The organism is Thauera humireducens (assembly GCF_001051995.2).
Classification (GTDB): Bacteria; Pseudomonadota; Gammaproteobacteria; order Burkholderiales; family Rhodocyclaceae; genus Thauera; species Thauera humireducens.
In genome coordinates this window covers 325,477-339,300 of sequence record NZ_CP014646.1, presented here as the reverse complement: position 1 = coordinate 339,300, position 13,824 = coordinate 325,477, and the positions used below count along the sequence as shown (strand labels likewise).

Here is a 13,824-nt window from a genome sequence, read left to right as displayed (position 1 = left end):
AAGGGCACGGCGGATAGCGCAGCTCGCGCTATCCGTTCATGCGGCCGCGGCGCCGTCCTCGCCGATCAGCACCAGGCTCGCGGACAGCCACCTGTGCGGCGGAATCTCGAGGTTGGTCGGTGCCGGCTGGCTGAGGAACACGCGCCCGGCCAGATCGAAGATCGAACCGTGGCAGGGGCACAGGAAGCCGCCCGGCCAGTCCTCGCCGATGCCGCTGGCTGCGCCGGGCGCGAACTTCTCCGAGGGCGAGCAGCCGAGGTGGGTGCAGATGCCGATCACCACCAGGTACTCGGGATTGATCGAGCGATGGCGATTGGCGGCGTAATCCGGTTGCTGCGGCTCGACCGACGCGGGGTCGACCAGCCGGGGCTCGTGCCCTTCCAGGCTGGCCAGCATCTCAGCCGTGCGGCGCAGGATCCACACCGGCTTGCCACGCCACTCGACGGTCATCATCTCGCCCGCGGCGAGCTTGCTGACATCGGCCTCGACCGGCGCGCCAGCGGCGCGGGCCCGTTCGGACGGCGTCAGGCTGGCGACGAAGGGCACGGCAGTGGCCGCGGCGCCGACCGCGCCGGCAACGGAAGTGGCGATCAGGAGCCGACGACGATCCTGCTTCAGGGTGTCTGACATGTTCTGCGTCTCCGATTGGGGGGTGCGCAGTGCGCAGAAGAAAAGAGAAGCGGAGCCGGTGGAGTTCATCGGGCCGTCGCCACGGGGGTTATGACCGTAGAGGGGAGGGACGATCTTGGTGTCGACCACGACACGACTCCGCTTCTTCAGATCCAGTCAGCAATGCCCGTGCCAGCTACGGACTCCCAGCATCCACGCCCGTTCATCGCCGGAGCCCACGCTTCCAGCGCTGCCACGACTGCCTCAACGACAGAATTCGCGCCACATGACCGCCACCATGACAGTCCTCATTCTGTCTGTCACCGGCGCAAGCAAGGCACCTGCTGGCGAGATCTCGGAGAGTCGGAGTGCATGGAACGACGAATCCCATGCAACGGAGGGCTGTGTGACCTCGGTCACATAGCCCTGCGACAGGCATGGCCATTTCATCAGGCGCTTATATGATTCAGAAAAAACGGATGAAGCCGGTATCGGCCCCTGAACAGGCGTCAAGCCGGAGAGGAGCGAGACATGACCCACAAGCCACAAGTCCCATTTGCCGCGTCGGTGGTGGACACCACGCGCCGCCGTCTGCTGTTCGGCGCGTCCGCCCTGCCGGTCGTCGCTGGTGCTGGTCTGTCGATCGGCACCCAATCAGCACAGGCTTCATTGAAGACCTCGGCCCGCATCGTCATCGCCGGCAGCGGCCTGGGCGGCCTCGCCATTGCCAGCCGCCTGTCGCGCGAGCTGGACGGCGCAAAGATCACGATCATCGACCGCAAGGAGATCCACAACTACCAGCCCGGCTACACCCTCGTGGCGACCGGCATCTGGCCGGTGAGCAAGGTCAGCGACCGCAACGCCGATCTCGTGCCCGCCGGCGTGGAATGGGTGCGCGAGATGGTGGCGGAGTTCGACCCTGAGGCCAACGCGGTCGTCACTGACAGCGGCAAGCGCATCGAGTACGACTACCTGGTGGTGGCCACCGGCCTGCATCTGGACTTCGCCCAGATCGAAGGCATGGACGTCGCCGCGATCGGCACCCACGGCCTGGGCTGCGTCTATCCCAGCCCGGCGGCGGCCGAAGCGACCTGGCAGGCGATGGACACGCTCCGCCAGAAAGGCGGGCGCGCCCTGATGACGCTGCCCGCGACGCCGTTGAAGTGCGCTGGCGCGCCACTGAAGATGACCTTCATGCTCGCGGACCGCCTGCAGCAAGCCGGCACGCGCAAAGCCTCGACGATCGACTTCCACTCCGCGCTGGGCAACATCTTCAGCGTGCCGCGCATCAACGAGGAGGTCCTGCGCCGCTGGGCCGAACTGGACATCTCGGTCACTTTCAACAGCAAGCTGGTGGCGGTGGACATCGGCGCGCGCCGCGCCACCGTGACCAGCCCGGAAGGCGAACGCAGCGAAATCGACTACGACTTCATCCACGTCGTGCCGCCGATGCGCGCACCCGACTCAGTGAAGAACAGCCCATTGTCGTGGAAGGAAGGCGGCTTTGCCGCCGGCGGCTGGCTGGAGGTCGACCCCAAGACCCTGCGCCACCGCCGCTTCCCCAACGTCTTCGGCATTGGCGACATCAACGGCACCGCCAAGGGCAAGACCGCCGCGACGGTCAAGAAGAGCGCGCCGATCGTGGCACAGCACCTGATCGAGGTGATCGCCGGCCGCGAACCGTCGCTGGTGTTCGACGGCTACACCTCCTGCCCGCTGCTGCTGCGCGAAGGCTCGGCGCTGCTGGTCGAGTTCGACTACGAGAACAACCTGACAACCTCGCTGCCGATGATCGATCCGCTGCAGGACAGCTACTTCGCCTGGGTCATGAAATACCGCCTGCTCAAGCCCGCCTACATGGCCGTGGCCAAGGGCCGGGTCTGAGGGGAGAGACGACATGTACGAGATCTGGCTGACCCTGAACATCCTGTTCGAACTCGGGATGCAGTACCTGCCCGCCGTCGTCGGCACCGTCGTGCTGTGGCTGGCGCTGATGCTCTTCGCCGCCACCCGGCCTGGCGCCAGCTGGACGAAGGCCCTCGCCCCGGCCTTCATCACCGGCCTCATCGCCACGGCGATCACCTTCTTCATCACCCCAGCCATGACCAAGTCGTCCTTCGCCAACATGGGCTACTGGGTGGACTGGATGAACCTGTTCTTCTACGCCGCCGCCTTCGGCGCGGTCGCGGCCGCGCTGGCCTGGCCGATCGCTGCCTACCTGCACCGCAAGGCCTGAACCCAACCCATCACCGGAGAACCCATCAGATGAAGAAGCTCCTGATCGCTGCCGCCATCGGCTTCGCCAGCCTCACCGCCCATGCGACCGACATAGGCCTCTCGGCGGCAGAGACCTATGCCAAGATCCAGAAGGCCGAACCGAACGTGCTGTTCATCGACGTCCGCGACCCGGTCGAGATCATGTTCGTCGGCTTCAGCGATGCGGTGCACGCGAACGTGCCCTTCATGCTGGTCGACCGCACGCAATGGAATGCCGAAAAGGGCGTGTTCCGCCTCTACCGCAATCCGGACTTCGTCAATCAGGTGAAGCTGGAACTCGCCCGGCGCGGTCTGAGTGCCGATGCCGAGATCATCACCATGTGCCGTTCGGGCAGCGAGCGCGGCGAACCGAGCGCCGCCCTGCTGCGCGAGAGCGGCTTCCCCAACGCACGCTACGTCATCAACGGCTTTCAGGGCGACGCGATCAAGGACGGCCCGCAGGCCGGTTTCCGCCTCAAGAACGGCTGGCAGAACAGCGGCCTGCCGTGGTCGCCCAGGATGAACGCGGACAAGATCCACCGCGTCGACTCGCGCTGAACCCGAAGACGACGCCCTTCAGCAAGCCCGGCCAGGTGCCGGGCTTTTTCATACCGGCTCGGCTCTGACGAGACCGCACAGGCACGCGGCGAACCCGCCCGTCGCGAGGTTCCGGGCCGAGAAGCGCCCGCCGTGCAATTGCATGATGCGTGACACGATCGCAAGGCCCAGCCCGCTGCCCTCGGCCAGCGTGTCGCGCCCCCGGACGAAGCGCTCGCCGAGACGTGTGATCAACTCGTCCGGCACGCCCGGACCATCGTCCCGCACACACAGGCAGACGCGACCGCCCTCCTCATCCTCCACGCGGATCACGATGCTGCTCCCGGCAGGCGTGTAGCGGAGCGCATTGTCGATCAGGTTGCGCAAGGCGATGCCCAGCAGGTCGGCGTCGCCATACACGCGCGGAGCCCGTGGCGGCAGTTCGTGCCGAACGGTCTGCGTCAGCGCCGGATTGGCGGCGAGGACGTTGGCCAGCGTGCCTTCGGTCAGCGAAAGCAGGTCGAGCGGCTGCGGGTCGGGCAGCACGTTCAGGGGATCGAGCCGCGCGAGGCGCAGGAGTTGCTCGACCAGGCGGGTCGCGCGGTCCACACCGCACTCGATCTGCCCCAGCGCACGCGCCGTCTGCGCCCTATCGCGACTGAGCCGCGCAACCTGGGTCTGCACCTTGATCGCGGCCAGCGGCGTCCGCAATTCGTGCGCCGCGTCGGCGGTGAAGCGACGCTCGTTGTCCAGCGCCCGTGCCACGCGCAGCAACAATCGGTTGATGGCCGCGACCAGCGGTCCGACCTCGTTGGGCACGTCCTCGCGGGACAGGGCGGCCAGGTTGTCCGCGCTGCGCGCCGCCACGTCTCGCGCGAGCCGGTTGAGCGGGTCCAGCGCCTTCACGACCGACACATAGATCAGCAGCAGCAGCACCGGGGTGATGATCGCCAGCGGCAGAACGGTCTGCCCCGCTACCTCGAGCGCGGCGCGGTCCCTCAGGCCGATCGACTGCGAAACCTGCACCCGATGCCGCCCGTCGCCCGACACCACGTTGAGGACGCGCCACGAGCCGTCCTTGCGCAGGATGTCGCTGTAGCCGGGCACCCCGAGCACAGGCAGAACCGGCGCCCCGATCGAGCGCGCAAGGATGGTGCCATCGCCCAGGCCGAGCTGGAACTCGAGCGGGGGCTCATAGACGTTGTCCGCTGCTCCCCGCACCGTGGCGAGGCGGCTCGCGAGCTTCCCCAGATCGTCGTCGTTGTGCTGGGTGATCGCCAGAAGCAGCCGGCCCGTCTGCGCGAGGCTGCCATCCATCAACTCCTCGGCCTCGTGCTGCGCCTTGGTGTAGCTGAACCAGGCCGTGAGCAACCACAGCAGCAACACCGCGACGGACACCGCCGCCAGCAATCGCCAGCGCAGGGACCGCATTCCGGCCTGCAGGCGCCCTCGCCTCACCCCTCGACCCCAAGCTGATAACCGAAACCCCGGACGGTGCGGATGAAATCGGCGCCAAGCTTCTTGCGTAGGTGGTGAATATAGACCTCGACCGTATTGCTGCCGGTTTCGTCCCCCCATGCGTAGAGGCTCTCCTCGAGCTGCGCCCGGCTGCGGATGTGACCAGGATGGCTGAGCAGGTCCTGGAGCAAGGCATACTCGCGCGCCGAAAGCGTCACCTCACAGCCATCGGCGGTCACGCGCTTGGTCGAGGGGTCGAGCACGACGCCGCGATGCTCGAGCACGGGTCGCGCCGTACCGCTGGCCCGGCGGATCAGCGCGCGGAGTCGCGCCTGCAGTTCGCCGAGGTCGAAGGGCTTGGTGAGGTAGTCGTCCGCACCCGCATCCAGCCCTCCGATCTTGTCCTCGCGGGTATCGCGCGCGGTCAGCACCAGCACCGGTGTCCGGTCGCCCGCGCTGCGCGCTTCCTTCAGCACCGCGATTCCGTCCTTCCCCGGCAGGCCGAGATCGAGAATGCAGGCTTCGTAACTGTGACTGTCCAGGGCATGCAGCGCCTGCTCGCCGTTGCGCACCCAGTCGACGGCATAGGCGTCGAGCTCCAGCCCCGCCCGTATCCCGTCACCCAGCAGGGCGTCGTCTTCGACCAGCAAGATCCTCACATTAGTTCCCTTCCCTGGCGGCACGTGCGAGCAGGGCACGGATCTCGCCCTGGCGCCCCGTATCCGCAAGCGCACGCCCCGGGCGCGGAGGCGCGTTGAGCGCCCGCTCCAGGAACACTCGCCCCTCGGAGATCCGTCCTGTCTCGATCAGATACTCGCCATAGAAGTAGTTCGGGTCAATCCCGTCCGGGTTGATGGCCAGCGACTTCTTGAACAGCGCCTCGGCCTGCGCCTTGTCGCCGAAGCCCAGCGGCCAGCCGGGCACCTTGGCATAGAGCGTCGCCAGGCTGGTGTAGGCGGAGCCGTCCAGCGCGTGCTCGTCGAGCTTGAGGCTTTCCTCCAGCACGGCCTTCGCATCCTTGGCGAGCGACAGGGCCCCGAGCCCGCCGCGCGCCCCGGCCTCGCTCAACAGCACGATCCCTTCCCAGATCAGCACGGCCGCTTCGTTGGGGTGCGCCTCCGACATCTGATGAGCCTGTTCGGCAAGGCTGCGGTACAGCTGCGCCTGCTCCTTGGCAGGCTGCTGGTATTTGATCTCGGCCCAGCGCACCTGGATGGGTGCGACCAGCGCCTCGGGCGCGCCCGCCTGCTGGGCGGCGGCGGGCAGACCGAACGAGAGCGCCGCAGCGAACAGCATTCGGCGCAGAACGACGGTGGATGTCATCGGAGAGCTCCTTCTCATGATTGCGAAAGTCCGGCGGCGGCGATCGTCCGATCGCCGGCATGCCGCTTGATGGTGGACAACTTGCCGCGCAGGCCGCGATCGACCAGCGCGGGTGCACAGCCGTTGAGCCAGGCGAAGAGACGTTCGGGCTGGCCGACAACGCGCTCGGCGCACTCGTCCTCGATGGCGGCGATCACGACGCCGGCGACGGCTTCAGGCGCGTCACTGGCGTTGCCGAGTTCGGCATTGAGCTGCCTGACCGCCCGCGAGTTGAGCGCGGTGTCGATCGCCCGCGGGGCCACATGCACGATACGCACTCCGGTATCGGCCAGCTCGCGCCGCAGCCCCTGGGAGAAGGCGCGCAGCCCCGCCTTGGCGGCCGAGTAGGCCGCGAAACCCGCGAACGGAATGCTGCCGAACGCGGAGCCGATGTTCACAACCACCGCCGCGGGCTGTGCGCGCAGCGAAGGCAGCAGGGCCTGAGTCAGCCTGACCGGCACCGCGAGATTCGTCGTGAGGATGCGTTCGACCTCGCCCCAGCCCTGTTCTTCGAGCAGGCCGAAGCCTCCGATGCCCGCATTGTTGATCAGCACGTTGGCGCCGAATTGGCGGGCGGCGGCGGCGAGCCGATCGACGCCCTCGGCGGCGGAGAGGTCGGCGGCCAGCACGCTGCATGGCCCATTCACAGCGCTGGCAAGCCGTTCGAGGCGCGCGGGGTCGCGGGCGGTAAGCAGCAGCGACGCCCCGGCCATCGCCAGCTGGCGCGCCAGCGCCTCGCCCAGCCCTCCGGTCGCGCCGGTGAGGACGACGCGCGCATCGGTCAGTCGCATGATCCGCCCTCGCCCGGCAGCGCACGGAACACATCGCCGTACAATTTGAAGAACACGCGTGCGGCGTGAACCACGTCGGCCTGATCCTCGGGCTCCATGCGTTCGAGCAGACTCGCCAGGTGCTGCGTGTGCGCCTGGTCGAGCGTGCCGTGCGAGCGCAGGTACGAGAAGGCGGCGTCCGGCAGACCGAGCGCTGCCTGGATGCGATCGGCGGCGGTAAGCGCAAGCGCGACGCTGGTCCCCTCGAGCACGAACACCATGCCGAAGAAGGCTGCCGGATTGCGGCGGCTGATCAGGTCGTAGGCATAGGCCACCATCACCTCTGCCGGGAGATCGGGACGACCGGCGCGAACGGCCTCCGCATCGCCGCCTGCGGCGCGGATATCGTTGAGGATCCATTCCTCGTGGCCGATCTCTTCCTCGATGTACTCGGCCACCGCCTTGCGCATCCAGCCCTGCCGTTCCGGCAGCCGGCCGCCCAGACTCATCAGCAGCGGTGCGGTGTGCCTGACGTGGTGATAGGCCTGGGTGAGGAAGGCGACATACGCCTCGCGGCTGACCCGGCCCGCCAGGCAGTCCACGATGATCGGCGCGGTAACGAGATGCTGGCGCGCCTCGTCGGTCTCCAGGCGAAGCTGGTCATGGAAAGACATCATTGGCTTCCTTGTCGTTGGCGTTCGTTTCATTAGATGAGGCGGCGTAAAGCGCGTCGATCTGCATTGAATGGTGTTCGATGACCCGTGTGCGCACGGGGCGGCCGTTGCCCGTCGCCAGGCCGTTGTCGACCGTGAACGGCTGCACGGCCAACCAGTGCCGGACGCGGGCGTAGTCGGGCAAGGCGGCATTGACGCGGTCGATCAGCGCCGCGAGCGCCGCCGGATCGGCGCCCGGTGACGGAACGATCAGCGCAGCGAGTTGCGGCCGGCCGTCTCCGACAACGACGGCCTGGGCCACGCCGGCATCGGCCAGCAGCAGGGACTCGACCCATTCGGGCGAGACGTTGCGTCCGTAGGAGGTGATCAGTCGGTTTCCGCGCCGGCCGTCGAGATGCAGGTGGCCGCGCTCATCCAGATGTCCGAGGTCGCCGCTCGAAAATGCGCCGGAAGTGGCGCGCACGCCGCCGACGTAGCCGAGGAAGGCACGCGCATGCACCACGACCTCGCCCTCGCGCACAGACAGCCGCACATGCGGCAGGGGCGAACCGGCATCCTCGCCATCGTCACCCGGCAGGTTCAGGCTCACGACGGATCCGGCCTCGGTGAAGCCGTAGCCCTGATAGGCGGGAATGCCCCGCGCCCGCGCAAGCTCGAGCAGCCCGGGGGCAACGCGTGCGCCACCCACCGCGACGAATCGCAGACGCTCGCTCGCCATCAGCCCGCGGGCGGCGAGCCACAGGCTCCAGACCTTCAGCAGTTCCGGAACGAGGATGAGGCTCACCGCGCCACTTTCACGCACGACCGCATCCAGCCGCGCCGGATCGAAGCCTGCGCCGCCTTGCCAGCCCATCGTCCCGAGCGGCGGCAGATGGACGGGAATGCCACGCAGCAACGCGGCATAGACACCCGCCACGTTCTCCAGCAGCAGCCCCAGCGGCAAGGCGGCGAGGTGACACTGCAGCGCCAGCGCCGCCGTCGCCTCGCCGACGGCGCCGGCCGTGTCGAGCAGGCCCTCGCGCGACAGGCAGACGCCTTTCGGGGCGCCCGTGCTGCCGGACGTATAGGAGATCTTCGCGGTGCCCTCGGGCAGGGACACCGCCGGGACGATCCGCCGCATCCAGTAAAGGCCCTGCCAGCGCCCCGTGTGGCAGAAGCCGAGATCGAGCGCGCCGATGCGTTCCGGCATGTCGGTAAGGACCGTGTCCGCCGCGCTGTGCTCGAGCGCATGGCGCAGCTGCGCCGGCGTGAAGAACGCCGGCAGCGGCAGATGCACCTTGCCCGCCAGCTGGGTACCGAGATCGGCCATCACCCACGCCGGCCCGTTGTCGGCCAGCACGGCAACCACCTTCGACGCTGCCAGCCGCGGCTGCAGGGCGCGCAGTTCGTCCGCGATCTCGGTCGCGCGCCAGCGTCGCTGGCCGGAGTCGAGCAGGGGCGCATCCTTGTCGTGGGACGCAAGCACGTCGAGCCAGGAGAATTCAGCCACGCTCGCTCCCCTTCTCCAGCGCCATGCGAATCCTGCCGGCGACGACCACCGGCCGGGTGTCGTAATACCGCCCCCAGGCGAGGGCCTGACCGCCGAGACGCTCGGGGTCGGCCTGGGCCAGGGCCAGCGGCGGCAGGCTGAGGCGGCGGAAGATGCCGATCAACTCGGTCGTCGCGGTGAACACCACCCACTCGAAGCCGAGCAGATCGAGATGCGCCGCGAGCAGCAGGATCAGGTCCACGCTGCTGCCCGGGCGCTCCGCCGCCAGGTTGCCAACCTCGACGATGCGGTCGCGCGGCACGGCCTGCCCGGCCAGTCGTCCGATCTCGCGCTCGATGGGCGCATCGAGGTAGCGCTCCAGGAACAACCCTTCTTCGGCCGCGCTGCGCCAGCCCACCGCAGCGAGCGGACGCGCGTCCTGCTCGAGCAGCATGAGGTTCGGCGCGAACGCCGGCACGTCGGCCGCATAGGCCTGCCTGAAGGTGGCCCGGATGAATGCCTCGGCGACGTGGCGACGGGGATGCCCTGTGACCACGTGCGAGACCGACGGGCCATCGGACAAACGCTTGAAGCGACGTTGTAGTGCGCCAGACATGACGGTCCTTGGAAACGCGTTGCCGCCAAGGTAAGCAGCGCGGATTAATCCACGCTTAAGCGCGCAGCGAACCGCCGATGCGTCGCGGGGTTCATCGCTCTATGATGCAGACTTGAGTCCGAACCCTCACGGAGACCACGCGATGTCGAACACCCCCGGGTATACCCCGCCCAAGGTCTGGACCTGGACCAAGCCGAGCGGCGGCCAGTTCGCCAGCATCAACCGCCCCGTCGCCGGCCCGACGCACGAGCGCACGTTGCCGCGCGGCAGACATCCGCTGCAGCTGTATTCGCTCGCCACGCCCAACGGCGTGAAGGTGACGGTGATGCTGGAGGAACTGCTCGCCGCCGGACACAGCGGCGCCGAGTACGACGCCTGGCTGATCCGCATCAACGAGGGCGACCAGTTCGGCAGCGGCTTCGTCGATGTGAACCCGAACTCCAAGATCCCCGCCCTGCTCGACTGCAGCGGCCCGGCGCCGATCCGGGTGTTCGAATCGGGCGCCATCCTGCTGTACCTGGCCGAGAAGTTCGGTGCCTTCGTGCCGACCGACCCTGCCCGACGCGCCGAGTGCCTGTCCTGGCTGTTCTGGCAGGTGGGCAGCGCGCCCTATGTCGGTGGCGGCCTGGGCCATTTCTACGCCTACGCACCAACCAAGATCGAGTACGCCATCGACCGCTTCGCGATGGAAACGAAGCGCCAGATGGATGTACTCGACCGCCGCCTGGGCGAGAGCCGCTACGTGGCCGGCGACGAATACACCATCGCCGACATGGCGATCTGGCCCTGGTATGGCGGCATGGCCAAGGGCCTGCTGTACGACGCCGGCGAGTTCCTGCAGGTGCAGGACTACCGCAACGTCATCCGCTGGGCCGACGAGATCGGCGCGCGCCCTGCGGTGAAGCGCGGGCGCATGGTCAACCGCGTGATGGGTCCGCTCGACAGCCAGCTGCACGAGCGCCACGACGCCGGCGACTTCGACACCCGCACCCAGGACAAGCTGCAGCCCGAGGCCTGACCGCCGCTGACATTTCACAAGGAGCCGCCCCAATGGACCAGAACAGCATCTGGAGCAAGCGCTACAGCGACGCCGGCCAGGACTACCTGTTCGGCACCGAGCCGAACCGTTTTCTCGCTCGTCGCGAACAACGGCTGCAGGACGGCCGCAACGCCATCTCCATCGCCGACGGCGAAGGCCGCAACTCGGTCTGGCTGGCCGAGCAGGGTCTGGAAGTCACCGGCATCGAGATCTCCGCCGTCGCCATCGAGAAGGCCCGCCACCTCGCCGCGGCGCGCAAGGTCGAGGTGAATTTCGTCCAGGCCGACATGCTCGCGCCTGGCTGGCCGCCGGCCGAGTTGCAGGCCGCCTTCGACTGGGTGATCGGCATCTTCATCCAGTTCGTCGGCCCGGAATGGCGCGATCGCCAGTTCGAGGTGATGAAGCAGCTCGCTCGCCCCGGTGGCCGCATCCTGCTGCAGGGCTATACGCCCAAGCAGCTCGAATACCGCACGGGCGGCCCGTCGGCAGCCGAGAACCTCTACACAGAGGACATCCTGCGCGAGGCGTTCGCCGACTGGGAGATCGAGGAACTGGTCGAGTACGAGGACACCATCGCCGAGGGCAGCGGACACGTGGGACGGTCGGCGCTGATCGGCATGGTGGCGCGCAAGCCCGCCTGAGCGGGCCTGCCTGCGCCAGGGCCTAGAGCAATTCCTTGCGCAGTTCGGCCGCGCTCTTGGGCGACAGCAGCCCCGGCGCGATGTCGAACACGGTCCTGGCGCCGACCTCGCCCTGCTGGCCGAGGCGGAAGGCAGCGCGCGCATAGGCGACGAGCACGCTGGAGGTGAACTCGGGGTTGCTGTCGAGCTTGAGCCCGAACTCCATGATCTGCGAGGACGCCACACCGGTGGTGCCGCTGCGGATCACGAAGCCGCCGTGTGGCATGGCCGCGTGATCGCGCCGCAGCGCTTCCGCACTGATGAAATTCACCTTGGTGTCGTAGTCGGCAAAATAGTCCGGCATCGTCAGGATCGCCTGCTCGACCGCGCTCGGATCGGCGCCGGCTTCGAGCACCACGTGACATTCGCGGGTGTGCTTTTCGCGCGTCGTCAGGCTGGGGCGCGAACCGCTGCGAACCCGCTCGATGGCCGCCTGCGACGGTATCGTGTATTGCACCGCGCCCTGCACGCCCGGCACGCGGCGCAGCGCGTCCGAATGCCCCTGACTGAGCCCCTTGCCCCAGAAGGTGTAGCTCGCCCCGTCGGGCAATACCGCCTCGCCATACAGGCGGTTGATCGAGAACAGACCGGGATCCCAGCCCACCGAAATCACCGCGACCCGCTTGCCGCCACGCGCCGCCGCATCCACCGCGGCAAAATACTCCGGCACTTTGGCGTGGGTATCGAAGCTGTCGACGGTATTGAACAGCGCCGCCAGTGCGGGCCCTTGCTCGGGCAGGTCGGTCTTGGATCCGCCGCACAGGATGAGCACATCGACGGCGTCGACGAAGTCCTCGATGCGCGCCATCGCATGCACCGGCACGCCGCCGCTCTGCAGTACGAGTCCGGCCGGATCGCGCCGCGTGAAGACGGCGACGAGTTCCATGTCGGGGGTGCACGCCAGGGCCGATTCGACCCCTCTGCCCAGGTTGCCATAGCCGGCAATGGCGATTCTGATCTTGCTGCTCATGTAGGAATCCGTGTTGGGGTTACGGGGCAGCCACGCCCCGGAGTTGCGTCAAAGGCCGCAATTATCGTCGAAGCCAGTCCGGGCTGTGAGGGCTGCCCGCTCCAGGCGTCCGCTGGAACGACACGTCAGCCGCCGCGCGCAGCCGCGAGGCACCTTGGCAACTGTGCCTTCGACGCTCGCTGTATCCGGCGCAGCAGGTCGACCGACACCTCGGGCACCCGGTGACGCAGCCGCAACTCCTCTTCGAGCCGAAGCAGCAGGCTCGCGGCCATCTCGGCATCGGCGAGCGCCCGGTGGTAACGACCGGCGACCGGCAGCTTCGCGTACTCGACCAGGGCGCCGAGCTTGTGACTGGGCGCGAGCGGCAGCAAGCGGCGTGACAGGAGCAGAGAGCAGACGAAGTCCTGCTTCCGCTCGCGCTGGATGTGCTCGAGCTCCGCATCCCAGAACCTGGCGTCGAACGAAGCGTTGTGGGCGACGATGGGGATGCCGCCGACAAAGTCCGACACCTCGCGCATGACCGCGTCCGCCGGGGGCGCGCTGCGGATCATCGCGTTGGAGATGCCCGTGAGCGCCTCGATGTAGGCCGGGATGCGCACGCCGGCATTCATCAGGCTCTGGTAGCGGTCCACAACCCGACCGCCCTCCACGATCACCGCCGCGACTTCGGTCGCCCGATCGCCCTGCGCGGGCGACAGGCCAGTGGTCTCGAAGTCGATCACCGCCACCACTTCCATGCTCAACGCCCCCGCTGGGGCTCGGGCCACGACTGCAGCCGGCACTTGTCGCAGTCATCCCACGGCAGGCAGTCGCACACCCGCGGCAGCGCCACGAAACGGCTGCCCACCTGGACCTTGGCCTCGGTCATCGGCTTCGCCGCGGCGCTACGTCGCGGTGCGGGCGCGGACACAGGTGCCGCCACCGAGGGGTCATGCGGTGTCGGTTGCCAGCGCGAGAACGGCGCCAAGTCCAGGCCGCCTTCGACGAACCAGAGCTTGCGCGCGGCATCCCAGCGCGCACCCAGCTTCTTGGCCTGGTCTTTCTCGGCAAACGGGACCTTCAGGTTGTGGCGCATGGCGGCATCGGGATCATCGTGACGGGAGCGCATTATAGGCTCCGCGGCCAAAGGCACCCTGCGGCCTCGCACTGCCTAAATATGAGGCGCTCCCCGGAACCTCACGGAGAACAAGGGGCCGCGCCCCTTATCCACAGACTCGCCCACACCCCTGTCCCCACCGGCTGGGGAAAAGATCCACGCCACGATGAACCCCTCACCGAGACCGGGCAGGCAACCGCGTCACCGAGCCCCCACGGCGCGTCCTCGCCACGGGGTCTCCAGCCCATGGGCGACATGCATTGGCGGAAACGACGCAGAGGACGACGCC

Annotated in this window: 16 protein-coding genes; 5 read left to right on the top strand and 11 right to left on the bottom strand. The window is 68.0% G+C overall.

Annotated features, from left to right (window positions below; genetic code table 11):
• Window positions 1–36 precede the first annotated feature (36 nt).
• Window positions 37–630, bottom strand: coding sequence for a ubiquinol-cytochrome c reductase iron-sulfur subunit (gene petA / locus AC731_RS01600; protein WP_048710465.1), 594 nt, complete (start codon window positions 628–630; stop codon window positions 37–39).
• Between the two features lie 510 nt (window positions 631–1,140).
• Between petA and AC731_RS01595 the strand changes: the two genes are divergently transcribed.
• The 3 genes from AC731_RS01595 to AC731_RS01585 are packed head-to-tail and all read left to right on the top strand — an operon-like array spanning window position 1,141 to window position 3,423.
• Complete coding sequence (locus AC731_RS01595) at window positions 1,141–2,493, top strand: NAD(P)/FAD-dependent oxidoreductase (protein WP_048708853.1); 1,353 nt, start codon at window positions 1,141–1,143, stop codon at window positions 2,491–2,493.
• 13 nt (window positions 2,494–2,506) lie between these two features.
• A complete protein-coding gene (locus AC731_RS01590; RefSeq protein WP_004291339.1) occupies window positions 2,507–2,845 on the top strand; it encodes a hypothetical protein in 339 nt (112 codons plus the stop codon).
• A 29-nt stretch (window positions 2,846–2,874) separates the two neighbouring features.
• Window positions 2,875–3,423: a rhodanese-like domain-containing protein gene (locus AC731_RS01585; RefSeq protein ID WP_004252742.1), complete on the top strand. Its 549-nt coding sequence runs from the start codon at window positions 2,875–2,877 to the stop codon at window positions 3,421–3,423.
• Window positions 3,424–3,471: 48 nt separating this feature from the next.
• On the opposite strand, the gene AC731_RS01580 is transcribed toward AC731_RS01585, so the two are convergent.
• The 7 genes from AC731_RS01580 to AC731_RS01550 are packed head-to-tail and all read right to left on the bottom strand — an operon-like array spanning window position 3,472 to window position 9,750.
• Complete coding sequence (locus AC731_RS01580) at window positions 3,472–4,833, bottom strand: ATP-binding protein (RefSeq protein WP_205626617.1); 1,362 nt, start codon at window positions 4,831–4,833, stop codon at window positions 3,472–3,474.
• A gap of 23 nt (window positions 4,834–4,856) precedes the next feature.
• On the bottom strand, window positions 4,857–5,519 hold the full coding sequence (locus tag AC731_RS01575; protein ID WP_038010696.1) for a response regulator: 663 nt from the start codon (window positions 5,517–5,519) through the stop codon (window positions 4,857–4,859).
• Window position 5,520: 1 nt separating this feature from the next.
• Window positions 5,521–6,183, bottom strand: a complete 663-nt coding sequence (locus AC731_RS01570) for a tetratricopeptide repeat protein (RefSeq protein ID WP_237266583.1) — start codon at window positions 6,181–6,183, stop codon at window positions 5,521–5,523.
• Window positions 6,184–6,197: 14 nt separating this feature from the next.
• Window positions 6,198–7,013, bottom strand: a complete 816-nt coding sequence (locus AC731_RS01565) for an SDR family oxidoreductase (RefSeq protein ID WP_082794221.1) — start codon at window positions 7,011–7,013, stop codon at window positions 6,198–6,200.
• Complete coding sequence (locus AC731_RS01560; protein WP_232435142.1) at window positions 7,004–7,669, bottom strand: TenA family transcriptional regulator; 666 nt, start codon at window positions 7,667–7,669, stop codon at window positions 7,004–7,006. The genes AC731_RS01565 and AC731_RS01560 overlap by 10 nt, the downstream gene beginning before the upstream one ends.
• Window positions 7,653–9,155 carry an AMP-binding protein gene (locus AC731_RS01555; RefSeq protein ID WP_048708839.1) on the bottom strand — a complete coding sequence of 501 codons (1,503 nt, stop codon included), beginning with the start codon at window positions 9,153–9,155 and terminating at the stop codon, window positions 7,653–7,655. Before AC731_RS01555 ends, AC731_RS01560 begins: the two co-directional genes overlap by 17 nt.
• The gene (locus tag AC731_RS01550) at window positions 9,148–9,750 is read right to left on the bottom strand and encodes a thermostable hemolysin (RefSeq protein WP_004292738.1); all 603 of its coding nucleotides are present in this window, start codon (window positions 9,748–9,750) and stop codon (window positions 9,148–9,150) included. Before AC731_RS01550 ends, AC731_RS01555 begins: the two co-directional genes overlap by 8 nt.
• A gap of 142 nt (window positions 9,751–9,892) precedes the next feature.
• Here AC731_RS01550 and yghU point away from each other — a divergent pair, with 142 nt between their 5' ends.
• Window positions 9,893–10,768, top strand: a complete 876-nt coding sequence (gene yghU / locus AC731_RS01545; protein WP_004292737.1) for a glutathione-dependent disulfide-bond oxidoreductase — start codon at window positions 9,893–9,895, stop codon at window positions 10,766–10,768.
• A 32-nt stretch (window positions 10,769–10,800) separates the two neighbouring features.
• Window positions 10,801–11,430, top strand: a complete 630-nt coding sequence (locus AC731_RS01540) for an SAM-dependent methyltransferase (RefSeq protein ID WP_048708837.1) — start codon at window positions 10,801–10,803, stop codon at window positions 11,428–11,430.
• A gap of 22 nt (window positions 11,431–11,452) precedes the next feature.
• Here AC731_RS01540 and AC731_RS01535 read toward each other — a convergent pair whose 3' ends face one another.
• The 3 genes from AC731_RS01535 to AC731_RS01525 form a co-directional block, all read right to left on the bottom strand.
• A complete protein-coding gene (locus AC731_RS01535) occupies window positions 11,453–12,439 on the bottom strand; it encodes a diaminopimelate dehydrogenase (protein ID WP_048708836.1) in 987 nt (328 codons plus the stop codon).
• 125 nt (window positions 12,440–12,564) lie between these two features.
• Window positions 12,565–13,176 carry a 3'-5' exonuclease gene (locus AC731_RS01530; protein WP_048708834.1) on the bottom strand — a complete coding sequence of 204 codons (612 nt, stop codon included), beginning with the start codon at window positions 13,174–13,176 and terminating at the stop codon, window positions 12,565–12,567.
• A gap of 2 nt (window positions 13,177–13,178) precedes the next feature.
• Window positions 13,179–13,514 (bottom strand): DUF5710 domain-containing protein, encoded by a 336-nt coding sequence (locus AC731_RS01525; protein ID WP_048710451.1) that lies wholly within the window; start codon window positions 13,512–13,514, stop codon window positions 13,179–13,181.
• Between the last annotated feature and the right edge of the window lie 310 nt (window positions 13,515–13,824).

What these genes read in the sequence shown, in the direction of transcription:
- petA (WP_048710465.1), bottom strand. Translation starts at nt 630, where the DNA reads ATGTCAGACACCCTGAAGCAGGATCGTCGTCGGCTCCTGATCGCCACT.
- AC731_RS01595 (WP_048708853.1), top strand. Translation starts at nt 1,141, where the DNA reads ATGACCCACAAGCCACAAGTCCCATTTGCCGCGTCGGTGGTGGACACC.
- AC731_RS01590 (WP_004291339.1), top strand. Translation starts at nt 2,507, where the DNA reads ATGTACGAGATCTGGCTGACCCTGAACATCCTGTTCGAACTCGGGATG.
- AC731_RS01585 (WP_004252742.1), top strand. Translation starts at nt 2,875, where the DNA reads ATGAAGAAGCTCCTGATCGCTGCCGCCATCGGCTTCGCCAGCCTCACC.
- AC731_RS01580 (WP_205626617.1), bottom strand. Translation starts at nt 4,833, where the DNA reads ATGCGGTCCCTGCGCTGGCGATTGCTGGCGGCGGTGTCCGTCGCGGTG.
- AC731_RS01570 (WP_237266583.1), bottom strand. Translation starts at nt 6,183, where the DNA reads ATGACATCCACCGTCGTTCTGCGCCGAATGCTGTTCGCTGCGGCGCTC.
- AC731_RS01565 (WP_082794221.1), bottom strand. Translation starts at nt 7,013, where the DNA reads ATGCGACTGACCGATGCGCGCGTCGTCCTCACCGGCGCGACCGGAGGG.
- AC731_RS01560 (WP_232435142.1), bottom strand. Translation starts at nt 7,669, where the DNA reads ATGATGTCTTTCCATGACCAGCTTCGCCTGGAGACCGACGAGGCGCGC.
- AC731_RS01550 (WP_004292738.1), bottom strand. Translation starts at nt 9,750, where the DNA reads ATGTCTGGCGCACTACAACGTCGCTTCAAGCGTTTGTCCGATGGCCCG.
- yghU (WP_004292737.1), top strand. Translation starts at nt 9,893, where the DNA reads ATGTCGAACACCCCCGGGTATACCCCGCCCAAGGTCTGGACCTGGACC.
- AC731_RS01540 (WP_048708837.1), top strand. Translation starts at nt 10,801, where the DNA reads ATGGACCAGAACAGCATCTGGAGCAAGCGCTACAGCGACGCCGGCCAG.
- AC731_RS01535 (WP_048708836.1), bottom strand. Translation starts at nt 12,439, where the DNA reads ATGAGCAGCAAGATCAGAATCGCCATTGCCGGCTATGGCAACCTGGGC.
- AC731_RS01530 (WP_048708834.1), bottom strand. Translation starts at nt 13,176, where the DNA reads ATGGAAGTGGTGGCGGTGATCGACTTCGAGACCACTGGCCTGTCGCCC.
- AC731_RS01525 (WP_048710451.1), bottom strand. Translation starts at nt 13,514, where the DNA reads ATGCGCCACAACCTGAAGGTCCCGTTTGCCGAGAAAGACCAGGCCAAG.